The organism is Paracoccus aestuariivivens, from assembly GCF_009711225.1.
GTDB classification, from domain to species: Bacteria; Pseudomonadota; Alphaproteobacteria; order Rhodobacterales; family Rhodobacteraceae; genus Paracoccus; species Paracoccus aestuariivivens.
This window is the reverse complement of the sequence record NZ_WMIE01000005.1, coordinates 167,502-191,431: the sequence shown is the minus strand read 5'-3', so window position 1 is coordinate 191,431 and position 23,930 is coordinate 167,502. Positions and strand designations below refer to the sequence as shown.

The following is a 23,930-nucleotide window of genomic DNA, read 5'->3' as shown; positions in this document are numbered from 1 at the left end:
TTCACTCCCTAGGCCGCGACAAACTGTCTCGAAAGAAATTCTTTGGCCAACTCGCGGTACGCGATGCTGCCCTTTGAGTTCGAATCGTACTGTAGCACCGGCATCGCGTGAGACGGCGCCTCGGACAAGCGAACATTTCGCGGAATGACGGTATTATAAACCAACCCAGACAAGGTGTTTCTGGCGTCGGCCTCGACTTGCTGCGAAAGATTGTTCCGGTTATCTGACATAGTCAGCAGGACACCTTCAATCCGTAGATCAGGATTGGCTGCCTGACGAACTTCTCGGACCGTCATGAGAAGTTGCGACAACCCCTCCAAGGCGTAGAACTCAGCTTGCAATGGGACCAAAACGCTGTCAGCGGCAACCATTGCATTCAACGTGAGCAGACCCAGAGCCGGAGGACAGTCGATCAGGATGAAATCGAAATCCGCAACATGGGAAATTTTTTTTTGAAGTAGTTGCATCCGTCCGGAGCGGTTGGCAACTTCAAAATCAACGGAGGCAAGATCTCGATCAGACGGAATCAAACTGAGTTTTTCAAACTGCGTCGGTAAAAGACAGTCGGAAAAACTCGCATCGCCTGTCAAAAGATCATAGGAGGTGATTGGCCTAGATTCTGGAGACACCCCAAGACCAGTTGATGCGTTTCCTTGTGGGTCAAGATCGATGACGACAACTCTTTGCCCCTGCTCTCCTAGTGCAGCCGCCAGGTTGATTGCCGTTGTTGTTTTTCCAACCCCACCTTTTTGGTTCGCTACGGCAACAATACGGCTTTCAGACATGCCGGAGCTCCGATATTTCAAGGATTGCTGCGTCCGGATCGGTCGCGCTGGGATGAGAGATCACCTCAAAATTCCAATCGGCCCGAGCGGCCTGCACCTCGGACTGCCAATTACGCCCCTTCATCAGCCATGCCTTCCCCCCGAGTGCAAGATGTCTATCTACATAAGACAACAGCAATGGCAGCGGCGCAAGTGCGCGCGCACTAATCGAATTAGCTAATAGCGGAGCAATCTTTTCGATCCGGTCGGTGTAGACAATCACGTTCTGAAGATTCAACTCGCGCGCTGCATTACGAAGAAAGCTGCTTTTTCTCTTATCGCTCTCAAGTAACCCCACCGACAGTTCAGGCCGGAAAATTGCAACGATCAAGCCTGGCAATCCGCCGCCACTGCCTAGATCGACCCATTTACCGTCGGCGGAAGCCGCGAGTCGTGCGAGTTCTTGGCAGTCTGCTATATGCCGATTTTTTAGATCCCGCAGCGTGGAAGTAGCAACCAGATTAATGGCTGGATTCCATTTCCGTATCAACTCGGCATATTTTTCGAGCGATTCTGTTTCACGTGAAACAATCATGCCGTCTTCTGATCCTTAATGCGGATAGCTGAAATCAGCAACGTAAGGGCCGCTGGCGTCATACCCTCAATTTTACTTGCCGCAGCCAGACTATCCGGTTTGAGCACGCTGAGTTTCGTACGTAACTCGTTCGACAGTCCAGGAATCTCATCGTATCGGAGATCAACTGGCAGCTTTAGTCCCTCTTCTTTCCGTAACATTTCTGCATCACGACTCTGCCTATCAACATATTGATTGTACAAAGCATCAATGGAGATCTGATTCACAATATCAATGGGAGCACTGCCAAGCACCTGATCCAACAGAACGACCTTTTCTCTGTCGACATCATGCTGACCCAGCAATGAAAATAGAGATCGTCGATTACCGTCCTGCCTAACTTCAATCCCCTTGATGCTTAGCTCATTTGGAGAAAAACGTGTGTTTTCAGAATGATTACGCAAGAAGCGGTAAGTTTTCATCTTATCAGTGAAGGCGACACTACGGCCCTCTCCAATACAGCCCAGCTCCATCCCCATTCCGGTTAGACGCTGATCCGCGTTGTCCGCACGCAATGACAAACGGAATTCCGCACGCGAGGTAAACATACGATATGGCTCACTCACCCCGCGAGTGATAAGATCATCGATCATTACACCAATATAGCTTTCCGATCGGCTAAACTGCACTGCAGACCTATTCTGCGCCCGGCGTGCCGCGTTCAAACCAGCCACAATTCCCTGAGCGGCTGCTTCTTCGTAGCCGGTTGTTCCGTTTATCTGTCCGGCAAGGTATAGTCCTGGCAGGAGCTTGACCTCGAGTCCCGAAGTTAACGATCGTGGATCAATATAATCGTACTCAACCGCATAACCCGGTTGCGCGATAACGGCCTCTTCTAATCCATGGATTGAACGTACATAGTCGATTTGCACTTCAACTGGCATCGAAGTGGAAATCCCGTTTGGATATACAAGGTTCGAATCTAAGCCCTCGGGCTCCAGAAAAATTTGGTGGGAACTCTTATCCGCGAATCGGACCACTTTATCCTCAATAGACGGGCAGTATCGCGGGCCAACCCCGTCGATCCTGCCACCATACATAGCCGATCTCGCTAAATTCTTGGTTATTATCTCATGCGTTCCAGCGTTTGTATGGGTTATCCCGCAGCTTATCTGCCGTGCAACTGGAGTACTATTGAGGTAGGATAACATGACCGGCTCATCATCACCAGGCTGAACATCCAGAATATCCCAATTGATACTTTCGGATTCGAGCCTGGGCGGTGTACCAGTCTTCAGACGTCCCATCGGCAGGCACAGCGACTTCAAAGCGCCGGCAAGAGAGGTCGACGACTCACCGCCCCATCTACCAGCAACCTTCGTTTCCTCGCCAACGTGAATTTTTCCGTTGAGGAACGTTCCAGTGGTCAAAACGACTTGCTTTGCCAGCAACTCTCGACCGTCGGCAAGTCTTACGCCTTCGACGCCTTCAACGCCATGGACAAGGTCACTCACTTCACCGAGGACGACACTTAGGCCGGGCTGAGCTTCGACGGCGGCCCGTGCGGCCGCTCGATACAACGATCTGTCTGCTTGTGCCCGAGGCCCCTGCACCGCAGGGCCTTTTCGCCGATTTAGCAATCTGAATTGAATACCCGCTGAATCGGTGACCCGCCCCATAACGCCGTCAAGTGCGTCTATCTCGCGAACCAAATGTCCCTTGCCCAGGCCACCAATTGCTGGGTTACATGACATTGTACCAATGTCATCAATTTTCATGGTCACTAACGCTGTAGACACGCCCATCCGCGCAGCTACTGCTGCTGCCTCAACGCCTGCATGGCCCGCGCCGATAACAATCACATCGTACTGTTTCACGTGAAACACCTACTTCCCGATACAGAATGAGGAGAAGATTTCGTCTAGATAATCCTCTACACCAACTCGCCCAACCATCTCCGAAAGGGCATAGACCGCCTGTCGAATCTGTTCCGCCAACAACTCAGGAGGCATCGTTTCATCAATTTTCAATGCCCCGCTGGCCCTTACTAACGCATCAGCTTGTCTTCGATGCCCAATCAAACCTGCAGACGCTGCCCTTTCCCTTAGCTTATTATAGACAATATCGAGCAGTTCCGCGACACCTTCGCCAGTCGCAGCTGAAATTTCTAGCCCATCGCCAGACACGACGTCCGCTTTTGACCGAACAAGCAACTGTTCAGGTTCAGATGTGCAATCCTCGCCATCAACATAAAGCTTGATCCTCAAATCCGCGTTCGTTGCGCGCTCTGTTGCCCGCGCAATTCCCATAGCCTCAATAACATCAACGCTTTCGCGCAAGCCAGCTGTGTCAAGGAAAGTGACAGGTAGACCGCGCAGGTCTGTATGAAGCTCAATCACATCGCGCGTCGTACCAGCTATGTCGGATACAAGCGCCAACTCACGTTGAGCGATGCGATTGATCAGCGTTGATTTGCCCGCATTAGGCGGACCGATGATTGCGACTTCATAGCCTTGTCGCAATCTTTCAGTGGCTGGGTAACTCGACAGCATCGAGACAACTTCGGTCCTAACGTCAGCAACCAAAGCGAAAACTTCGGCGGGAACATCTTCCGGCACTTCTTCGTCGGCAAAATCGATACTTGCCTCGATCAGTGCTCCAGCTCGGATCAACTTGCTTCGCAGCGCATCGGCCCGTCCACCAAGTTCCCCGTCCGTCAGTTTCACAGCCAGTTTTCGTTGGGCTTCCGTCTCTGCCGCAAGAAGATCCGCGAGTCCCTCTGCCTCGGATAGATCCATCACTCCGTTTACAAAGGCACGGCGGGTAAACTCTCCGGCTTCTGCACGTCTGGCTCCAAATGACAAAAGTGCTGCACTCAAGCGATTCGCAATGACCGGCGCGCCGTGAAGATGGAACTCGGCCACATCTTCACCCGTAAAACTCTTTCCAGAGTCAAATCGGATAACCAGTGACCGATCGATCAAGTCGTCGCCATCACGCAAAGCGCGCAGATATGATCTGCGCGCTTCCGGAATAGGTCCTGCCAGTGACTCAAGATAGGCACGAGAATCTGGTCCGCTTACACGGACGACGGAAACGCCTCCGCGACCGGGCGGAGTTGCCTCGGCAAAGATCGTATCCAATAGATCCTCCGAACCATCAGGCGTTCATCGAATCGAAGAACTCGCCGTTGGTTTTCGTCTGCTTTAGTTTCGAGATCAGGAATTCCACCGCATCAGTGGTTCCCATGGGATTTAGGATTCGGCGAAGCAGATAAGTCTTCTGCAGATCTTTCGAATCAACCAGCAACTCTTCTTTCCGAGTACCGGACTTGAGAATATCCATAGCAGGGAAGACACGTTTATCTGCAACCTTCCGGTCAAGAACAATCTCGCTGTTACCGGTGCCTTTGAACTCCTCGAAGATTACCTCATCCATCCTCGAACCAGTGTCGATCAACGCGGTCGCAATGATGGTAAGCGAGCCACCTTCCTCGATATTCCGCGCAGCGCCAAAGAAGCGTTTCGGACGCTGCAATGCATTCGCGTCTACACCACCCGTCAAAACTTTACCCGAGCTAGGAACAACGGTGTTGAAAGCCCTACCAAGTCTTGTGATTGAGTCCAAAAGAATCACAACATCTCGTTTATGCTCGACAAGTCGCTTAGCTTTCTCGATCACCATCTCGGAAACCGCAACGTGACGGCTGGCCGGCTCATCGAAAGTCGAGGAAACTACCTCACCCTTTACCGAGCGCTGCATATCCGTCACCTCTTCGGGACGCTCATCGATCAGCAAGACGATAAGATAGCATTCCGGATGATTCTTCGCGATCGAATGCGCGATATTCTGCAGCAGAACGGTTTTACCGGTCCGCGGCGGGGCCACGATCAGCGATCGCTGCCCCTTCCCGATCGGTGCGACAAGATCGATGATCCGCGCCGAGCGATCTTTGATCGTCGGATCCTCGATCTCCATCTTCAGACGGTCGTTCGGATACAGCGGTGTCAGGTTGTCGAATGCGACCTTGTGCCGAGCCTTCTCAGGGTCTTCGAAGTTGATCTTCTCGACTTTGGTTAAAGCGAAATAGCGCTCATTCTCACCCGGTGCGCGGATAACGCCCTCGACGGTGTCACCGGTGCGCAGCGCATGCTGCCGGATCATTTCTGGGCTGACATAGATATCATCAGGGCCAGGCAAATAGTTCGCCTCGGTCGAGCGAAGGAAGCCGAAGCCGTCCTGAACGACCTCTAGGACTCCGTCGCCGCCAATTTCGAATCCCTCTTCCGCATGCTCCTTAAGGATCGAGAACATCATCTCGCCCTTACGCATGGTCGAGGCGTTCTCGATCTCCCATTCTTCGGCCATTGACAACAGGTCAGCCGGGCTCTTCGCCTTGAGATCGGACAGGTTAAGACGTTCTTCGCTCATTTCGGGCCTATAGACACGTCGGAAGCCCGAACCGCGCCGCACTGGAAACTGTAATGGAAAGATTCTGCCGGACGGCAGCAAGGCCTGAGATAGGTAGATTCCCTGCCCGAGTCAATTCTCAGAACTTCACGATCACCGATAGAACAATAACCACCATCAGAATCGTCGGAAGCTCGTTCATCATGCGATAGCGCCGACCACTCAATGCCTTGCCCTTCGCCAACTGGCGACGTTGCCCGGCCAGCCACATGTGGAACCACGTCATAGCAATTACCGAAGCTGCCTTGCTCCAAGGCCAAACCATTGACCAATCGACGATTCCCGGAGTGAGCGTAAGAACAAGACCCGCAATCCAAGTCACGAACATTGCAGGGTTCATGATCAGGCGCAGCAGTTTTTCTTCCATGATCATCAGCGAGCGGGCGGGCTCGGTGTCGGCGTTCTGACCTCGTTCAGCATGGTAGACGAACAATCTTGGCAAATAAAACAGTCCTGCCATCCATGACAGAACTGCCATGACATGCAGTGCCTTTACGAATGGATAAGACGAGGCGAACAGATCAAGCATTAGCACCCTCCGAATTAGTCCCCTCCTCTATCAAATGAATGAAAAGATAAAGGAAAGATGATGATGTAATAGAGGCTGTGGATAACCGGATATGGCTGTTCCACGAAGAGAATCCACAGATCCTGCAACTGTGTAAAATAATCATCTCGATCGAATCCATTAAAAATATTCTAATAAAATCAAATATATATTTAGCAAAGACTTGTGGATAACTTTGTGAAAAGTCTACCGGTCCACAGGTTGTGAATAACTGTCAATTTAATGTCTACATGTGGAGAAGTCGGCCTCGTTCCGGTCGCGTTCTCGTTGGTGATCCACAGCATCTAACCTCGGAATCTGATTCCCACAGATTCGCCCTCGTGAGTCGGCCCCGATTCCTCCACAGTCTTAGTCACAGAATCGATTTTGGCGGGAAAATCGTCGATTTTTGGCATCTGGATTGCAGCGTAAGCCCAGAATCTTCGACACCGTGGAAATGTCAGATTCCGCCATCCGAGTGTCGTATTTGGCGCGCTGCGTCGGGATTGTCCGGTGCAATGATTTTCGTAGGACGCCTCCCACGATAGCCACCGGAACACCGCCATGCTGACTCACTCTGAAATCCTGACGCAGCTTGCCAATAGGCAGAAGAACCATGCCCTGACCCGGGATCTCTATTGTGATGACGGTGTCTTCCAGTCGGATCTTGAACACATTTGGTACAAGGAATGGCTGTTCGCGATTCCGGCCTGCGAGATCCCTAAGACCGGAAATTACGCGACGATGCAGATCGGCGCCTATCCCGTTGTCGTCGTGCGTGGCGCAGATGGCAGGGTACGGGCTTTTCACAACGTCTGCCGCCATCGTGGCCAGCGTCTATGCTCGAAGGCAAACGGCACGACCACCAAGCTGGTCTGTCCCTATCACCAGTGGACCTACGAACTCGATGGCAAGCTGCTTTATGCGCGCGATATGGGGGATGATTTCGACCCGTCCAAATACGGATTGAAGCCCGTGCATTGCATTGACATGAGCGGGATGGTCTTCATCTGTCTTGCGCAGATCCCGCCGGCAATCGCCGATCTTGCCAAGCAGCTTGGCGCTTATCTGGCGCCCAGCGGGCTCGCAGACAGCAAGGTCGCTTTCAGTTCGACCATCATCGAGAATGGCAATTGGAAGCTGGTGATCGAGAACAACCGCGAGTGTTACCATTGCGGCGGCAGCCACCCCTCGTTGTGCCGGACTTATTCGGACAACCCGAACATGACCGCGATGGAGGGACCGGATAGCGCCAGCCCTGACATTCTGGCCCATTGGAAGCGTTGCGAAGAGGCGGGGTTGCCTTCACGCTTCGTCAACCATCCGCGTATGCAATGGCGTCTGGCGCGCATCCCGCTGCTCAACAACGCCGAAAGCTACACGATGAGCACCAAGGCAGCCGTTTCTAAACGCATGGGGCAAATGCCGTTCAACGATGCGGGCAGCCTGTTGTTCTTCCACTACCCCAACAGCTGGAACCACTTTCTGGGCGATCATGCGATCGTCTTCCGCATCCTGCCGATCAGTCCGACCGAGACTCAGGTCACGACGAACTGGCTCGTCCACAAGGACGCGGTCGAGGGTGTCGACTACAACATCGAGGATCTGACCCGCGTCTGGCTGAACACCAATGATGAGGACCGGTTGGTCGTCGAAGAGAACCAGAAAGGCATCCTTTCACCCGCCTACGAGCCAGGGCCATATTCGATGATACAGGAAGAAGGCGTGGTGCAGTTCATCGACTGGTATAGCGGCACGATGGTCGAGCGTCTGACGCCCCCGCCCGCGATGGCGGCCGAATAATGGCGGTTCTGGTGAAAGCCTTCGGTGACAAGCCTTGGCGCGATACCGAGTCGTTGGAATGCGTGATGATCGTCCCCGAGACGACCGACACGGCGACCTTCACGTTCCGCGCGCCATCCGGAGCCTATTTCGACTATCAGCCCGGTCAGTTCATCACATTGGACCTGCCGGTTCCGGCTGGAAACGTGCAGCGCACCTACACGATCAGCTCCAGCCCGTCGCGGCCATTGTCGATCTCGGTCACGGTGAAGGCGCAGTTCGATAGCGTTGGTGGTCGTTGGATGCTGGATCATCTGCGACCGGGGATGCGGATCAAGACCTTCGGGCCAGCCGGTATCTTCAGCTTTGTGCGGCACGAGGCTCCGAAATACCTGTTCATCTCGGCGGGATCGGGCATTACTCCGATGATGTCGATGACGACATGGGCCTGGGATTCGGGCGAGATGCCGGACATCGTTTTCGTCCATGCCGCCAGATCGCCCAGCGACATCATCTTCCGTCAGCGCCTTGAGCAGATGGCGGATCGCGTGCCGGGCCTGCAACTGCGTTTCAGCGTCGAAGAGGGTGATCCCTTCCGAAGCTGGCACGGTTATCGCGGTCGCCTGAGCCAGATTATGCTGGGCCTCATGGCGCCGGATTATCTAGAGCGTGAGGTGTTCTGCTGCGGCCCCGAGCCGTTCATGCAAGCGGTGCGCGACATGCTGGTGGCGCTTGGCTATGACATGGACCGCTATCATCAGGAAAGCTTTGGCGCGCCTGTGCGCAACGAATCCGAGGCCCCGGTGCTGGACGATCTCGTCCCCGATGAGGCCAGCGAGTCCCGGATCAGCTTTGCGCTTTCTGGGGTTACGGCGACCTGCATCCAGACCGACACCGTGCTGGGCGTGGCCAAGGCGAATGGGCTGAACATCCCCTCGGGCTGCACCTTCGGCTTGTGCGGCACCTGCAAGATCCGCAAGACCTCGGGCGAGGTCCATATGGTCCATAATGGCGGGATCAGCGATGAGGATATTGCGGCGGGCTATATTCTGGCTTGCTGCTCGCATCCGATCGGTGCGGTCGCCGTCGAGGTCTGATCTGTGCTGCGGTGCAGCATAAACCAACTGTTTTCCTTGGGAAAATGCCATTTGCTGCGACCTTGCGTCGCTTGACATGGCTTCGCCTGCGGAGTCATTCTGGACATTACCTATCCAATTGACAGGCAAAAAGGAGGCACGATGAACATCGACCTCTCACGTCGCGGCTTTCTGAAGCTGGCGGGTGCGGGTGTCGCGGCAACTTCGCTTGGGGCCATGGGCTTCGGCGAGGCAGAGGCAGCGGAACAGGCACATGTGCGTGCCTTCAAACTGGCCTCGACAACCGAAGTCCGCAACACATGTACCTACTGCTCGGTCGCCTGCGGCATCCTGATCTATTCCAAGGGTGACGTTGCAGCCGGCGAAGAAGCCCATGTCGTCCATATCGAAGGCGACGCCGACCACCCGACGAACCGCGGCACGCTTTGCCCCAAGGGCGCAGCGCTCAAGGACACGGTCCTGTCCGCCACCCGCCTGACCCAGCCGCGCATCCGCCGCCCGGGTTCAGACAAGCTGGAAGAGATCAGCTGGGAAGAGGCGCTCGACAAGATCGCCCGCGCGCTCAAGGACGACCGCGACGCCAACCTGATCCAGACCAACGAAGCCGGGGTTCCGGTGAACCGTTGGACCTCGACCGGGTTTCTGGCCGCTTCGGCCACCACTAATGAGACCGCATGGCTGACCTATAAAGTGGTCCGGTCCATGGGGATCGTCGGATTCGATAACCAGGCGCGCGTCTGACACGGCCCCACGGTGTCCAGTTTGGGCCCGACATTTGGCCGTGGAGCGATGACCAACTCCTGGACCGACATCAAGAATACCGACCTCGTGGTCGTCATGGGCGGCAACGCCGCTGAAGCCCATCCCTGCGGCTTCAAATGGGTGACCGAGGCCAAGGCACATCGCGGTGCCAAGCTGATCGTTGTGGACCCAAGGTTCACGCGCACCGCATCCGTGTCCGATTACTACGCCCCGATCCGTCCCGGCTCGGACATCGCCTTCCTGATGGGCCTGATCAACTGGATGATCCAGAACGACAAGGTTCAATGGGAATACGTCAAGAACTTCACCAACGCCGCCTTCATCGTGAAGGACGAGTTCGGCTGGAGCGACGGGCTGTTCTCGGGCTATGACCCCGAGAAGCGCGACTACGACAAATCCAGCTGGGATTACGTCATCGGCGATGACGGTTTCGCGCAGGTCGACATGACCTTGCAGAACCCACGCTGCGTCTGGAACCTGCTCAAAGAACATGTCTCGCGCTATACGCCCGAGCTGGTCGAGCAGGTCTGCGGCACGCCCAAGGACAAGTTCCTGAAGGTGGCCGAGATGATCGGCGAATGCTCGGCGGTCGATAAGACCATGACCTCGATGTACGCGCTTGGCTGGACCCAGCATTCCAAAGGCGCGCAGAACATCCGCGGCATGGCGATGTTGCAGCTGATCTTGGGCAATATCGGGGTCCGAGGTGGCGGGATGAACGCCTTGCGCGGGCATTCGAACATTCAGGGCCTGACCGATGTCGGCCTGATGTCGAACCTGCTGCCGGGCTACATGAACATCCCGACCGAGAAGGAAAAGGACTGGACCACCTATATGTCCAGCCGGTCCTTCAAGCCGCTCAGGCCGGGCCAGACCAGCTATTGGCAGAACTATCCCAAGTTCATGGTCAGCTTCATGAAGGCCATGTGGGGCGATGCCGCGCGGGCCGATAATGATTGGGCATTCCACTACCTGCCCAAGCTGGATGTCCCGACCTATGACATCCTGCGCATGTTCGACCTGATGAACGAAGGCAAGATCACCAACTACTTCTGCCAAGGCTTCAACCCGCTGCTGTCCTTCCCCAACCGGGGCAAGGTCACCTCGGCGCTGTCCAAGCTGAAGCTGCTGGTCGTCATGGACCCGCTGGAAACCGAGACCGCCCATTTCTGGGAAAACCACGGCGAATATAATGACGTGGACACGGCCTCGATCCAGACCGAGGTGCTTGAGCTGCCCACCACCAGCTTTGCCGAAGATGACGGCTCGCTGGTGAACTCGGGGCGCTGGATGCAATGGCACTGGGCGGCGGCGACGCCTCCGGGTCAGGCCAAGCGCGATACATGGATCATGGCGCAGATCTTCCTGCGCATGAAAAAGATGTATCAGGACGAGGGCGGACCCTTCCCCGATCCGATCCTGAACCTGACATGGGAGTATAAGGACGAGAACGAACCCTCGGCCGAGGAACTGGCCAAGGAGTTGAACGGGCGCGCGCTGGCCGATGTCTATGATCTGAAGGACACGACCAAGCTGCTGACCGCACAGGGCAAGCAACTCTTGAACTTCAGCCAGATGCGCGACGACGGCTCGACCATGTCTGCTTGCTGGATCTATTCCGGCTCGTGGAACGAGGAAGGCAACAATATGGCGCGGCGGGACAATTCCGATCCCGACGACACCGGGGCCTTCCTGAACTGGAGCTTTGCTTGGCCGCTGAACCGTCGGATTCTGTACAACCGGGCTTCGGCGGATATGCAGGGCAAGGCTTGGGACCCCTCGCGCAAGCTGATCGAGTGGAATGGCGAGAAATGGGCAGGCTACGACGTGCCCGATATCGCCCCTACCGCGAAGCCCGACGAGGTCGGCCCCTTCATCATGAACCCGGAGGGCTCTTCGCGGCTCTTTACCCGGGGCATGATGCGCGACGGGCCTTTCCCGACGCATATGGAGCCCTTCGAGTCCCCCATCGCCAACGTCTTCAATCCGGAAATGCGGGGCAACCCGGTGGCTCGGGTCTTTGCCAAGGATGCGGATCAATTCGCGACCAGCGATGAGTTCCCGTTTGTGGCAACCTCCTATCGCCTGACCGAGCATTTCCATTACTGGACCAAGCACAACCGAATCAACTCGGCCCTTCAGCCCGAATTCTTCGTCGAGATCAGCGAAGAACTCGCCGCCGAAAAGGGCATCACCAAGGGCGGCACGGTGCGGGTCTGGTCCAAGCGTGGGTCGGTCACGGCCAAGGCGCTGGTCAGCAAGCGGCTGCGGCCCCTGCAATGCGGCGACAAGCTGGTGCATGTCATCGGCATCCCGTTGCATTGGGGCTTCATGGGCGCGGCGCGCAAGGGTTTCGGCCCGAACAGCCTGACGCCCTTTGTCGGCGACGCAAACGTGGAAACGCCGGAATTCAAGGCGTTCCTTGTCAACATTGAGCCGGCCCAAGGGGAGGTCGTGTCATGACCATGGACCCGAACCTCGACAGCCCACGGACGGCGGTGTCAAACCCGCCGATCCAGCCGATGAAGGCGAACCTTGGCGTGGGCGATGTCGTCCGCGCCTCGGCGATGCCCGATCTGCCCAAGCCCGAGCGTCAACTGACCCCGGTCGCCAAGCTCATCGACGTGTCGAAATGTATCGGCTGCAAAGCCTGCCAATCGGCCTGCGCCGAGTGGAACGACACCGTGCCCGAGATCGAGCACAATGTCGGCATGTTCGAAAACCCGCATGACCTGACGCCGGACATGTTCACCTTGATGCGCTTCAGCGAATTCGACAATCCCCAGACAGGGGAGTTCGAATGGCTGATCCGCAAGGACGGTTGCATGCATTGCGAAGACCCGGGCTGCCTGAAAGCCTGCCCGGCCCCGGGCGCGATCGTGCAATATTCCAACGGCATCGTGGATTTCATCCACGAGAACTGCATCGGCTGCGGCTATTGCGTCACCGGCTGCCCCTTCAACGTCCCGCGCGTCAGCAAGACCGATCACAAGAGCTACAAATGCACGCTGTGTTCGGATCGCGTTGCCGTGGGACAGGGTCCGGCCTGCGCCAAAGCCTGCCCCACCCAAGCCATCGTCTTCGGCGCCAAGGAAGACATGATCGAGCACGCCAATATGCGCGTGGCCGATCTGAAATCCCGCGGCTATGAAAACGCCGGAATCTACGACCCCGAAGGTGTCGGCGGAACGCATGTCTTTTATGTGCTGCACCATGCCGACCAGCCCGAGCTTTATTCGGGCCTGCCTGCAAATCCGCAGATCTCTCCGGTGGTGCGCGGCTGGAAGGGTGTGACCAAGACGATTGGATTGGCCGTCATCGGGGCGGCGGCGGTCGGCTCGGTCCTGCATGGGCTCTTCGCCCGCGCGAACCGTGTCAGCGCCGAGGAAGAGCGCGAGGCCGAACACCTCGTTGAAACTACCGTCCCCGTCAAAGGTGAGGAGGCGTCATGACCAAACCTCTCTATTCGGAAAAGGGCGACCACCTCGAATCGACGGCTCCGGTCCGGGTCAGCCGCTATCGTGGTTATACCCGGGCCAATCACTGGGTCACGGCGCTCAGCCTGATCGTGCTGCTGCTCTCGGGGCTGGCGCTGTTCCACCCCTCGCTCTACTTCCTGACCGGCTTGTTCGGCGGTGGACAGAACACGCGCTGGCTGCATCCCTTTGTGGGCATCCTATTGTTCTTCAGCTTCTTCGTGCTGTTCGCGCAGCTTTGGAAGCTGAACCTGCCCCGCCCCGAGGATCGTACCTGGGTCTCTCAGATCGGTGACGTGATGAAGGGGAATGAGGAACGCCTGCCCGAGCTTGGCAAATACAATGCCGGGCAAAAGGGCGTGTTCTGGGGGATGTCGATCCTGATCCTTGTCCTGATCGGATCGGGCGTGATGATCTGGGAGCAGTATTTCCCCGATCTGGTCAGCATCCCTGTGCGTCGTTGGGCGGTTCTGGTCCACTCGCTCGCGGCGGTCGCGATCATCCTCGTCTTCATCATGCATGTCTATGCGGCGATCTGGACGCGGGGCACGATCAGCGCCATGACCCGTGGCAGCGTGACCGGCGGCTGGGCCTTCCGGCATCACCGGAAATGGCTGCGGGAAGTCGCTGGACGCGAGGGGCGTGACCCGGCAGAGTAACTGAAACGGCCGGATGTATGGCCGGTCGGCCCGAAGGATGTGATGACTTCTAGCTTGAAACCCGATCCCTCGATGATCGGCGGCGTGGCGAAAGTACCTTTCGCCCGCCTGCCGGACCCCGAGGCGATGTTTATCACCCGAGCCGAAAGGTTCGATTTTCTTGCCCAGCATAGCCCCAATCTTGCGCCCTATCTGCGCTTTCTTGGTGGCATTGCCAGGGCGCAGGCGCGACTTGTCCGCGAATTACCCACCCCCGAACCCATCCCCGCATCGCGGATCGAACTAGCCCGATCAAGCAGGATGCCGCAGCTTGATCGCAACGACATGCGTTCCGCCCTTTGCAAAGCGCTGGACCGGTTGTGCGAGTTGCTTGCCGATGTCGATATGCCCGAGCCAGCGCGACTGGCGCTGTCGGCGCTGAAGGACGCAAGCGCTTCGGATCGCGACTGGGTGATGACGAACGTCCTGACCGATACCATTCCGGAAGATAGCGTGGCTCCGCATCTTTTCGCGGCGGCCGCCCTTCAGGCCCACGCGGCGATGTCGGCCTCGGGACTTCACGTGGAACAATTGGTCCCGATCAAATCCGGCATTTGCCCCGCTTGCGGCGGTCGTGCGGCGGTCAGCATGGTGACCGAAAATATCGGCGCCGAAGGTGCGCGATATTGTTCATGCGCAACCTGCCAGACCCTATGGAACGAGGTGCGGGTCAAATGCACCTGCTGTGGCTCGACCAAGGGGATCACCTATCGCTCGGTCGAGACCGAAGAGGCGACGGTCAAGGCCGAGATCTGCCGTGAATGCGGCCATTGGGTCAAAATCCTGTATCAGAACAAGAACCCCTCGCTTGAGCCTGTCGCGGACGATGTGGCCAGCCTTGGACTTGATCTGATGATGCGCGACACCGAATGGAAACGGGGCGGATTCAACCCCTTCCTTGTGGGATACTGATGTCGGATTTGCGGTCATTGCCCTCGGTTGATCGACTTTTGGCCGATTGCGGTCCGCTGATCCAATCCTATGGACGTATGGCGGTCACACAGGCGGTGCGAAGCCAGCTTGTGGCGATCCGCGCCACGCGCCCCGATCCCGTGCCGGACGCGCAGGAGATCCTGATCGCAGTTATCAAGGCGATGGCCGCGCAGGCCAGATCGCGTTTGCGGCCGGTGTTGAATCTGACCGGCACGGTTCTGCACACCAATCTGGGTCGAGCATTGCTGGCCGAGTCTGCGATCGAGGCCGCGGTTGCCGCCATGCGCGCCCCTGCGGCTTTGGAATTCGATCTGGACGACGGAGGTCGGGGCGAGCGCGACAGCCATCTGCGCGGACTGCTTTGCGAATTGACGGGAGCCGAGGATGCGACGGTCGTCAACAACAACGCCTCGGCGGTCCTGATAACCCTGAACACCTTGGCCAAGGGCCGTGAGGCCATTGTCTCGCGCGGCGAGTTGATCGAGATCGGCGGCGCCTTCCGGATGCCCGCGATCATGGAACAGGCGGGCTGCATCCTGCGCGAGGTCGGGACAACCAACCGTACCCATGCCAAGGACTACCGCGAAGCAATCGGTCCCGAAACCGGTCTGTTGATGAAGGTCCATACCTCGAACTACCGCATCGAGGGCTTTACCAAGGAAGTTCTGGCGTCGGAACTTGCCGCCATCGCCCACGCAGCTGGCTTGCCGATGGTCAACGACCTCGGGTCCGGCACGCTGGTCGATCTGCGTCGCTGGGGGCTGTCGCCCGAACCCACGGTGGCCGAAGCCGTGGCCGAGGGCGCGGATGTCGTGACCTTCTCGGGCGACAAGCTGCTGGGTGGACCGCAGGCCGGCTTTATCGTTGGCAAGCGAGAGATCATCGCGGCGATTAACAGGAATCCGCTGAAGCGTGCCGTCCGGATGGACAAGATCCGCATCGCGGCGACCGAGGCTACGTTGAGGCTTTACCGCAATCCCGACTGCCTTGCCGAACGGCTGCCGACCCTGCGGCTGCTGGCCCGCACCGAGGCCGAGATCCGCGCTCAGGCCGAGCGTCTTGCTCCGCGCGTAGAGGCCAAGTTGGGTTGCCGTGTGCGCGTTACCCCCTGTGCCAGCCAGATCGGATCGGGTGCATTGCCCACCGAAACGATTCCCAGTGCGGGACTGGCTTTGACCCCCTCACCCGAAGCGCTGGCCGACCGGTTGCGCGGTCTGGACACCCCGATCATCGGGCATATCCATGATGGAGAGCTGATTCTGGATCTGCGCTGTCTGCCCAGTGATCAGGCGCTTCTGGATGCCCTTTCGGCATGATTGTCGGAACGGCGGGGCATATCGACCACGGGAAGACGGCGTTGGTCAGGGCCTTGACCGGGGTCGATGCCGACCGGCTTGCCGAAGAAAAGGCCCGCGGCATCACCATAGATCTGGGTTTCGCCTATGCAGATCTGGGCGGCGGAGCGGTCACCGGATTTGTCGATGTACCGGGACACGAGAAATTCGTGCATACTATGCTGGCGGGTGCGGGCGGGATTGATCTGGCGCTGTTGGTGATCGCGGCAGATGACGGGATCATGCCTCAGACGCGGGAGCATTTGGCCATTCTGGATCAGCTCGGCATCCGGCAGGGTGTCGTCGCGCTGACCAAATCCGATCTGGCCGATCCGGAGCGTATCTCGGACCTGACCAGCGAAATTTCCGATCTTCTGGCACCAACCGGACTGGCGGGCGCGGCAGTGTTCTCCGTTTCGTCTTTGTCCGGAGCGGGGATCGAGCGGTTGAAATCCGAGCTTGCCAAGGCCGAGGCGCAGACCACCGCTCGTGCGGCCGACGCCCGCTTTCGCCTTGTCATCGACCGCAGCTTCACGCTTGCGGGGACTGGTACGGTGGTGACGGGAACTGTCGTTTCGGGGCAGGTCGCGGTTGGCGACCAGATCGTTGTCAGCCCGTCGGGGCTGCCCGCCCGTGTCCGCGGAATCCATGCGCAGAACCGCAAGGCCGATCATGGTGTTGCGGGCCAGCGCTGCGCGTTGAACCTGACCGGTGACGGTATTTCTCGCGAAGCCGTCCTGCGCGGCCATGTTGCGCTTGATCCCATGTTGCACGCCCCCACGGACCGCATCGACGTAATGCTGCATGCCTTGGATAGCGAACCGAAGCCCCTTGCGACGTGGTTCCCTGCACGGTTGCATATCGGGGCTGCCGAGCTTGGTGCACGCATTGTTCCGCTCGAGGGCGATCTGGCACCGGGAGCCGAGGGACTAGCCCAGATCGTTCTTGATCGACCGCTTGCGGCTGCCGTGGGTGATCGTTTCATCCTGCGTGATGTCTCGGCCAGACGCACCATCGGTGGCGGGCGCATCGTCGATTTGCGCGCCCCCGCCCGTCGCCGCACGCGCCCCGAGCGTTTGGCGGCATTGCGTGCCCTCGCTCTGCCCGATCCGGCGCTGGCCTTGGCTGCTTCGGGTCAGGCGGGTCTGGTGGATCTGCACAGTTTCGCCCGCGATCATGCGCTGTCGGACGCACAAATGGATGCGGCGCTTGCGACCTCTGGCCTGACCGTGATTGATGCGACCAGACAAGCGCTGGCAGCGTCGTCGCTGGCAGCCATGCGTCAGCAAATGCTGGACCGCTTGGCCGAGTTTCACCATGAGAATGCCGACCTGCAGGGGCTGGGCCGCGAAAGACTTCGGCTTCTGCTGCAACCCCGCTTATCGAAGGCCGATTTTTCGGCCTTCATCCGCAGCGAGGCTGAAGCGGGTCGCATCGCCCTTGATGGTGCTTTCCTGCGCCTGCCCGGCCATTTGCCACGCCTTTCGTCTGAAGATGAGGCGATCTATGCCCGCATTATCCCTCAACTGACCGGAGATGAGCGCTTTCGCCCGCCCCGCGTCCGCGATTTCGCGACCGAGTTCGGCGAGGATGAGGCCGAAATCCGCCGCATTCTGCGTATGGCCGCGCGTCAGGGACGGATCGACCAAATCGCGCATGACCATTTTTTCGCGCGTGAAACCACGGTCGAGATGGTGCAGATCATCCGTGATACCGCCGCCTTGGCCGAGGATGGCTGGTTTACCGCGCCTGCATTTCGCGACCGTGTCCAGAACGGCCGCAAGGTGGCTATTCAGATCCTCGACTTCTTCGACAGGCTGGGCCTGACGTTGCGGCGGGGCGATTTACGGCGCATCAATCCGCACCGGATCGACCTGTTCACGCCCGACGGCTAGGGCGGCGTCAAACAGCTCTGCAGGCAGTTCGCCATTTCCGGTGCCGTCGCGGGGCTGCGCTATCGCAAACCTCTAAAGCCCGAAGATGCTTACAGCGCCGAATGCCCATGCGTTGATCTGGTCAAGCAGCGCGGGTTCCGCATGCGCGTCATGGCCGGCGAATGTCAGTACACCCGCAACGCGGCCCGAATAGCTGTCAAACGTGCCGAGCGCATTATGGGCCCCGAGCGTCATCAGCGTTTTGGTCGGCGGATACTCGGCTGGCCATGTTGCTGTCGCCCATGTCCATCTTGCGGCGCCGGTCGCCCGTACACCGCATTTGACCATCCGCGCGTCCGGGTCCAGACACATCGCCACGGCCTGCCATGCGCCGAGCGGTATCCCGCCTGCGGTGATTTCCGCATTGCCCCAGTTCGGCGAAACGTCTCCGGCCCATGCCCGCATACCCAACTGGCCGTTGATCTGGCGCAATATCCATGTGTTTCGACCCGTACCGGTCGAGCGCGCAGACAGCAGGTGATAATTCAACGCATCTTCGGTGATCGTCGGGCGGATGATCAGGACTTTGGTCAGCTTGCCGATATCCAGATCACCAAGCATCATGCCATCGGGTCTGGTTTTCACGAACTCCAGGGCATCGGTCAGCCCGTTCGGTCCACCCGCGGCCAGATAGGCTGGCTGGTTGGTCGTTTCTGCCTGTGTCAGCGGGCGAGATGTGCCGATCGGGTTGACCCGCGACACCCGCAGCGTACCGGAAACGTCGCCACGCACGATCGTGGACGCCTTGAACTCGAAGCGGTCGGTCAACCCGAACCCGCTGAAATCCACGGTGTTGTCGTAGAATGTCGACAGCCCCGCGTTCACCGGATCCCCTGTGCCGATGATCTGTGCCATGAGGCCCCCTCAGATCGTGAAGTTGAAATAGTCGGACGCCATCCAGCGGTGCAGTGGCCGCCCCGTCAGGATCGAACGGCCCTGCCAATCGGCGCGGATGTTGCCGCGGTTCGCGGACCGGTTGTCGCCGCGAGTCGAATTGACTGTGCCGTTGTAATGCATGGCGTAGCGGATTTGCAGCGTACCGGATGCGGGTGCGCTGGTCAGCGTGACGGTGATCCTGCGGCGATCAACCGTGACGCTGTCGATGGCAAGCTTTGACCCGTCGACCGATGCCTCGAAGCCGTAGAACGGAACGGGCTTGCCCCCGGAATATGCCCCGGTTGCGGGATCATACGCGCCGCCGGTCTGGTGTCGGTCCGACACGATGCTTTCATCCACAACGACGTCATGCGCGCCGATCACGTCGAAGGTCACCACCGCGCCCGAGCGGCGGGGATTGGCCAGCATGGGCCCGCCCCACGGTTCGCCGCGCAGTGTTTTCTCCGCTGCGATGGCCCGCAATTCGCCGATCTCGACCGAGGCCCATCGGGTCAGGTGGATGTGGTCGATATGCTCGTGACCGTATCCCCCTGTGATCATCACACAGTCATCCCGCTCACGGCACAGATCAGATGTGACCTTGATGTGATCAGCGTAACCTTTGCTTTGCGTGGGCATCTGCTGCATCACCATAAACACTGGCTTGATGGTCTGGCGCGTGATCGACATGACGGTTCGGCTCATGCGGTCGAGCAGCATTTCCATATTGGTGCGATAGGTGGCGTAGCTGTCGTCGGTATTCGCCTGACCGTGCGTCCAGGGAATGAACCGGACCTCGTAGGCTACGCCCAGACCTGTGGCGATGTCGAAAGCGTCTTGCACAGCGCCTTCCCACGCGGCCCAGCACGCCCCGTCGCCTATGGCATAGGGCAGATCCGGCGAAGCCAGATACTCCAGCGCTGTGCCGCCCTTGGCCTCGGTGCGCGCCATGACGACCAGCGGGCGACCTTCGTCATTCGCGGATCGCGCCAGACGGAACGCCATCGCGCCCACAAGCGTCTGGATATCCGTATCCGTCTCGGAGCCCGCCGCGAATGCCGTCGAAGCGATCCGGCCCGCCGCGCCTTCCCAGCCCAGAAAGCCACGCCCGTCATTCAGGGTCAGGACGTTTTTCGGGAACAACTGACCGGTCAGCGTGTAGCCCGCTACATCGTTTTGCGCGATGCCGGTCTGGGCGTTCCGCGTTTCCCATGACTGGCCATAGGCGTGGATGCCGATGATTGGTCCCAGCGGCTTGTGGAATTCGGCGGTTCCGCTGGTCAGCATCGGATAATCGCGAACCGCGACGGGCAGATTGTCCGCAATGTATTCCATGGTGCGTTCGTCGGGCTGGCAGCGCACACGCCCGCGATAGTCCCATGCCATCAACGTAGTCAGGCCGTCGCTCGACGTGATCCGATCGACCCAGCGCCCCGATGCCACGTTGCCGGATAGATCGCGAGAGATCAGTTTGGACGCCTCCCATGCGCCATCCACCGCGCGAAACCCGCCCAGCAGATAGCGCCGGCGCGCGTTTGTTCCGGATTTGGCCATGAACTCGTGCGTGTACGTGGCAGCGTCGTCGTCGGTGACCGCGCGAAGGGCCGCCGTCTCGCCATCCATTCCGGATGGGGACAGGATCTCGATCAAAGCGGTCTGCGTCATCGCATCGTCGCGGCGAAAGATGGTTGGACGGGAAAGGCCATCAGGACCGCCCGCAACGACGGCGAAAGACTCTCCATCTGCCACGGCGGCACGTCCCAGCGCGATCCTGTCGTAAAAGCGTGCGGTGGTCGTGCCGGCAGAAAATACTCCGGTCGTGGCGCAGGAATGCTCGGTCGATCGGACCGCTACGGTTGCGAATTCCTCGGTCCGATGCAGGGCCAGCGCAGCCGTGTCCGGATTGTCAGCAGGCGCGATAAGATCGTTCGCGCAGATGTGATCTGCCGGGTCAAGCGGGGCTTGCTGGCAATGCTCCGAGGCATTTGGCTTGCTTTGACCAGGCATCAGTAACCCTTTAGAATTAAGGTGATAATTTACGATCTCATACCCGAGCGACTTGCCTCGATCCAGACAGATCGCTGCGGCATATTTGCTCTGTGCCCCGACGTTTTTTTCTTTGAAGCGTCGTCGATTGGGCAACGCAATGTCGGTTTCGCGCGCGGCGACCCTTGACTTGTCCGATACGCTTGTGTCGGCCACCGGTCGGCAGCGTCCACACTTCCGAGTGAATGAATGGATTCCCTGCGAATCCATGTTGGTGGCTGGGTACGGCAACGCAAAAATGGGGGCGCTTCTTGTCGGATTTGCCCGTCAGGAATTCCTTACGAAACAGGACTGTAGCGATCCGAGGAAAGACTTGGTCGCCGGTGGATGTTGTAAAAATGCCGCGAAAGCCTGTTTGCACCGTCCGGAAATCCATGGTTAGAGATTGAAATCAAAGGCGGGGAAGAGAATCGTCCCCGGTGGGGCGGCCGGACTTCAAATCCGGTTGGGGCAGCGAGCCTGTCCCGGGTGGGTTCGACTCCCATTCTCTTCCGCCAATCCAGACGAAAGGTTCCCGATGCAACGAATGACGCTTGGCAACAGCGGAGTCTCGGTTAGTGCCGTTTCTCTGGGGACCATGACTTTTGGCAACCAGACCAGCCTATCGGATGCCCATGACCAGATGGATTTGGCTCCGGATGCGGGGATCACGTTTTTTGATACCGCCGAGATGTATCCCGTCAATCCGGTGCTGCGTGAAACGGTTGGCGTGACCGAACAGATCATCGGCAAATGGCTGGCCAGTCGTGGCGGTCGTGACAAGGTCGAGATCGCGACTAAAGTTGCCGGCCCCAGCGACAAGCTGCGCCTTGAGGGCTATGACGGCAAGATCCTGCACCAGACCATCGACGCGTCTCTGCGTCGGCTGCAAACCGATTATATCGATATCTATCAGTTGCATTGGCCGGTTCGTGGAAGCTACGCCTTTCGTCAGAACTGGCGCTATGATCCGCGCAAGCAGGACCGGCAAAAAACGCTGGATCATATGGCCGATGTGCTTGAGGCCGTCGCTGACGCGGCCAAGGCCGGCAAGATCCGTGCCTTTGGCCTGTCGAACGAATCCGCATGGGGGACCTCGCGCTGGATCGACATGGCCGACAAAATCGGCGCGCCGCGGGTGGTGACGATCCAGAACGAATATTCGCTGATGAACCGGCTTTACGATACCGATCTGGCAGAAGTTGCGGTGAATGAGGACGTGACGCTGCTGGCCTATTCGCCGCTGGCAGCCGGTCTGCTGACCGGCAAGTATCAGGCCGGTATCGAGCCCGATGGCAGCCGTGCCGCGGTCGACAAGGCTCATGGCGGGCCGGGCGATCTGGGCGGGCGTCGCACGCCTCGTGCGCCTTCGGTTGTTGCGGCGTATCATGCGCTTGCGTGTGAATTGCAGCTTGATCCGATCCATATGGCCATCGCTTTTACCCGCCAGCGGCCATTCGCGTGCATCCCGATCATCGGGGCGACCAGCTATGGCCAGCTTGAGCATCTGCTGAAGGGTATCGATCTGGTCCTTTCGGACGAGGCGCTCGGGCGGATCGACCAGTTGCACCGCGACAATCCGATGCCGTTCTGACCGACGCGACGGAACCCGTTGGCAGTCTCGGGGGGCTGGTGCAACCTGCGCCCCGATGCTGACCATGGAGGAACCGTCATGCTGCCACCCATTCTTGCGAATCTGCGCATTCCGGCCATGGCATCGCCCATGTTCATCGTCTCGGGACCGGATCTGGTCATCGCGCAATGCAAGGCGGGGATTGTCGGCAGCTTTCCGGCTTTGAATGCGCGGGAGAAAGACGGCGATCCGCCGCTTCTGGACATCTGGCTGACCCGCATCGAAGAAGAGCTTGATCGCCACAACCAAGCCAATCCGGACCGCCCTGCCGCCCCCTTTGCGGTGAACCAGATCGTCCATCGCAGCAATGCCCGGCTGGAACGCGACATCGAGATCTGTCACAAGCACCGCGTTCCGATCTGGATCACCAGCCTTGGCGCCCGCCCCGAGGTGAATGCTGCCGCCCATGACTGTGGCGGAATCGCTCTGCATGACGTGATCACCAACACTTTCGCGAAGAAAGCCATCGAGAAAGGCGCGGACGGGCTGATCGCCGTTGCGGCTGGCGCCGGCGGCCACGCGGGCCAGCAATCCCCCTTTGCGCTGATCCACGAAATCCGCGAATGGTTTGACGGTCCGTTGCTGCTGTCGGGCGCGATCTCGACAGGCCGTGCCATTCTGGCCGCGCAGGCGATGGGCGCGGATCTGGCCTATATCGGAAGCCCCTTTATCGCGACGGCCGAGGCGAATGCCCAAGCCGAATACAAGCAGATGATCGTCGATAGCGGGGCCGAGGATATCGTGAACTCCAGCCTGTTCACCGGAATCCATGGCAATTATCTGGCACCCTCGATCCGGAATGCCGGAATGGACCCAGCGGCCTTGTCTGGCGCAGACTCCTCGGCGATGGATTTCGGCGGTGGCGCGGCGAAAGCCAAGGCGTGGAGCCAGATCTGGGGATCGGGACAAGGGATCGGCGCTGTGCGCGCCGTGCAGCCGGCAGCCGAACTGGTCGACCGGCTGGCCGCCGAATACGCGGAAGCGAAACAGGCGCTTGCCGCGCTGTAGGGGCGAAAGTCGGTGGC

General features: G+C 58.7%; 18 protein-coding genes and 1 tRNA gene. 11 read left to right on the top strand and 8 right to left on the bottom strand.

What is annotated here, in order from left to right:
• Positions 1 to 8 precede the first annotated feature (8 nt).
• The 6 genes from GL286_RS11150 to hemJ form a co-directional block, all read right to left on the bottom strand.
• Positions 9 to 785: a ParA family protein gene (locus GL286_RS11150; RefSeq protein ID WP_155095636.1), complete on the bottom strand. Its 777-nt coding sequence runs from the start codon at positions 783 to 785 to the stop codon at positions 9 to 11.
• On the bottom strand, positions 778 to 1,359 hold the full coding sequence (rsmG, locus tag GL286_RS11145) for a 16S rRNA (guanine(527)-N(7))-methyltransferase RsmG (protein ID WP_155095635.1): 582 nt from the start codon (positions 1,357 to 1,359) through the stop codon (positions 778 to 780). The genes GL286_RS11150 and rsmG overlap by 8 nt, the downstream gene beginning before the upstream one ends.
• Positions 1,356 to 3,215 (bottom strand): tRNA uridine-5-carboxymethylaminomethyl(34) synthesis enzyme MnmG, encoded by a 1,860-nt coding sequence (mnmG, locus tag GL286_RS11140; RefSeq protein WP_170295148.1) that lies wholly within the window; start codon positions 3,213 to 3,215, stop codon positions 1,356 to 1,358. The genes rsmG and mnmG overlap by 4 nt, the downstream gene beginning before the upstream one ends.
• Before the next feature lie 9 nt (positions 3,216 to 3,224).
• Complete coding sequence (gene mnmE, locus GL286_RS11135; protein ID WP_155095634.1) at positions 3,225 to 4,481, bottom strand: tRNA uridine-5-carboxymethylaminomethyl(34) synthesis GTPase MnmE; 1,257 nt, start codon at positions 4,479 to 4,481, stop codon at positions 3,225 to 3,227.
• 16 nt (positions 4,482 to 4,497) lie between these two features.
• Positions 4,498 to 5,769, bottom strand: a complete 1,272-nt coding sequence (gene rho, locus GL286_RS11130) for a transcription termination factor Rho (protein WP_155095633.1) — start codon at positions 5,767 to 5,769, stop codon at positions 4,498 to 4,500.
• 118 nt (positions 5,770 to 5,887) lie between these two features.
• Entirely contained in the window at positions 5,888 to 6,337 is a 450-nt protein-coding gene (gene hemJ, locus GL286_RS11125) for a protoporphyrinogen oxidase HemJ (protein WP_155095632.1), read from the bottom strand.
• Between the two features lie 582 nt (positions 6,338 to 6,919).
• Here hemJ and GL286_RS11120 point away from each other — a divergent pair.
• The 8 genes from GL286_RS11120 (at position 6,920) to selB (ending at position 18,332) form a co-directional block, all read left to right on the top strand.
• Entirely contained in the window at positions 6,920 to 8,158 is a 1,239-nt protein-coding gene (locus tag GL286_RS11120) for an aromatic ring-hydroxylating oxygenase subunit alpha (protein WP_155095631.1), read from the top strand.
• The gene (locus GL286_RS11115; protein ID WP_155095630.1) at positions 8,158 to 9,234 is read left to right on the top strand and encodes an FAD-binding oxidoreductase; all 1,077 of its coding nucleotides are present in this window, start codon (positions 8,158 to 8,160) and stop codon (positions 9,232 to 9,234) included. The genes GL286_RS11120 and GL286_RS11115 overlap by 1 nt, the downstream gene beginning before the upstream one ends.
• Positions 9,235 to 9,375: 141 nt before the next feature.
• Entirely contained in the window at positions 9,376 to 12,459 is a 3,084-nt protein-coding gene (gene fdnG / locus GL286_RS11110) for a formate dehydrogenase-N subunit alpha (RefSeq protein WP_155095629.1), read from the top strand.
• Entirely contained in the window at positions 12,456 to 13,448 is a 993-nt protein-coding gene (gene fdxH / locus GL286_RS11105) for a formate dehydrogenase subunit beta (RefSeq protein ID WP_155095628.1), read from the top strand. Before fdnG ends, fdxH begins: the two co-directional genes overlap by 4 nt.
• Positions 13,445 to 14,131, top strand: a complete 687-nt coding sequence (locus tag GL286_RS11100) for a formate dehydrogenase subunit gamma (RefSeq protein ID WP_155095627.1) — start codon at positions 13,445 to 13,447, stop codon at positions 14,129 to 14,131. The genes fdxH and GL286_RS11100 overlap by 4 nt, the downstream gene beginning before the upstream one ends.
• Before the next feature lie 42 nt (positions 14,132 to 14,173).
• Complete coding sequence (fdhE, locus tag GL286_RS11095) at positions 14,174 to 15,082, top strand: formate dehydrogenase accessory protein FdhE (protein ID WP_155095626.1); 909 nt, start codon at positions 14,174 to 14,176, stop codon at positions 15,080 to 15,082.
• Positions 15,082 to 16,419, top strand: a complete 1,338-nt coding sequence (selA, locus tag GL286_RS11090) for an L-seryl-tRNA(Sec) selenium transferase (protein ID WP_155095625.1) — start codon at positions 15,082 to 15,084, stop codon at positions 16,417 to 16,419. The genes fdhE and selA overlap by 1 nt, the downstream gene beginning before the upstream one ends.
• On the top strand, positions 16,416 to 18,332 hold the full coding sequence (gene selB / locus GL286_RS11085) for a selenocysteine-specific translation elongation factor (protein ID WP_155095624.1): 1,917 nt from the start codon (positions 16,416 to 16,418) through the stop codon (positions 18,330 to 18,332). Before selA ends, selB begins: the two co-directional genes overlap by 4 nt.
• A 72-nt stretch (positions 18,333 to 18,404) precedes the next feature.
• On the opposite strand, the gene GL286_RS11080 is transcribed toward selB, so the two are convergent.
• The gene (locus tag GL286_RS11080; protein WP_155095623.1) at positions 18,405 to 19,226 is read right to left on the bottom strand and encodes a hypothetical protein; all 822 of its coding nucleotides are present in this window, start codon (positions 19,224 to 19,226) and stop codon (positions 18,405 to 18,407) included.
• A gap of 9 nt (positions 19,227 to 19,235) precedes the next feature.
• The gene (locus GL286_RS11075; protein WP_155095622.1) at positions 19,236 to 21,254 is read right to left on the bottom strand and encodes a hypothetical protein; all 2,019 of its coding nucleotides are present in this window, start codon (positions 21,252 to 21,254) and stop codon (positions 19,236 to 19,238) included.
• A gap of 440 nt (positions 21,255 to 21,694) precedes the next feature.
• Here GL286_RS11075 and GL286_RS11070 point away from each other — a divergent pair.
• From GL286_RS11070 to GL286_RS11060, 3 genes are all read left to right on the top strand, one after another.
• Positions 21,695 to 21,790: transfer RNA gene (locus tag GL286_RS11070), tRNA-Sec, on the top strand.
• Between the two features lie 20 nt (positions 21,791 to 21,810).
• Positions 21,811 to 22,866: an aldo/keto reductase gene (locus GL286_RS11065; RefSeq protein ID WP_155095621.1), complete on the top strand. Its 1,056-nt coding sequence runs from the start codon at positions 21,811 to 21,813 to the stop codon at positions 22,864 to 22,866.
• A 78-nt stretch (positions 22,867 to 22,944) separates the two neighbouring features.
• Entirely contained in the window at positions 22,945 to 23,913 is a 969-nt protein-coding gene (locus GL286_RS11060; protein ID WP_155095620.1) for an NAD(P)H-dependent flavin oxidoreductase, read from the top strand.
• Positions 23,914 to 23,930: the final 17 nt, after the last annotated feature.

What these genes read in the sequence shown, in the direction of transcription:
- selB (WP_155095624.1), top strand. Translation starts at nt 16,416, where the DNA reads ATGATTGTCGGAACGGCGGGGCATATCGACCACGGGAAGACGGCGTTG.
- GL286_RS11115 (WP_155095630.1), top strand. Translation starts at nt 8,158, where the DNA reads ATGGCGGTTCTGGTGAAAGCCTTCGGTGACAAGCCTTGGCGCGATACC.
- fdhE (WP_155095626.1), top strand. Translation starts at nt 14,174, where the DNA reads ATGACTTCTAGCTTGAAACCCGATCCCTCGATGATCGGCGGCGTGGCG.
- rsmG (WP_155095635.1), bottom strand. Translation starts at nt 1,359, where the DNA reads ATGATTGTTTCACGTGAAACAGAATCGCTCGAAAAATATGCCGAGTTG.
- rho (WP_155095633.1), bottom strand. Translation starts at nt 5,769, where the DNA reads ATGAGCGAAGAACGTCTTAACCTGTCCGATCTCAAGGCGAAGAGCCCG.
- GL286_RS11120 (WP_155095631.1), top strand. Translation starts at nt 6,920, where the DNA reads ATGCTGACTCACTCTGAAATCCTGACGCAGCTTGCCAATAGGCAGAAG.
- GL286_RS11100 (WP_155095627.1), top strand. Translation starts at nt 13,445, where the DNA reads ATGACCAAACCTCTCTATTCGGAAAAGGGCGACCACCTCGAATCGACG.
- GL286_RS11065 (WP_155095621.1), top strand. Translation starts at nt 21,811, where the DNA reads ATGCAACGAATGACGCTTGGCAACAGCGGAGTCTCGGTTAGTGCCGTT.
- GL286_RS11060 (WP_155095620.1), top strand. Translation starts at nt 22,945, where the DNA reads ATGCTGCCACCCATTCTTGCGAATCTGCGCATTCCGGCCATGGCATCG.
- GL286_RS11080 (WP_155095623.1), bottom strand. Translation starts at nt 19,226, where the DNA reads ATGGCACAGATCATCGGCACAGGGGATCCGGTGAACGCGGGGCTGTCG.
- GL286_RS11150 (WP_155095636.1), bottom strand. Translation starts at nt 785, where the DNA reads ATGTCTGAAAGCCGTATTGTTGCCGTAGCGAACCAAAAAGGTGGGGTT.
- GL286_RS11075 (WP_155095622.1), bottom strand. Translation starts at nt 21,254, where the DNA reads ATGCCTGGTCAAAGCAAGCCAAATGCCTCGGAGCATTGCCAGCAAGCC.
- selA (WP_155095625.1), top strand. Translation starts at nt 15,082, where the DNA reads ATGTCGGATTTGCGGTCATTGCCCTCGGTTGATCGACTTTTGGCCGAT.
- hemJ (WP_155095632.1), bottom strand. Translation starts at nt 6,337, where the DNA reads ATGCTTGATCTGTTCGCCTCGTCTTATCCATTCGTAAAGGCACTGCAT.
- fdxH (WP_155095628.1), top strand. Translation starts at nt 12,456, where the DNA reads ATGACCATGGACCCGAACCTCGACAGCCCACGGACGGCGGTGTCAAAC.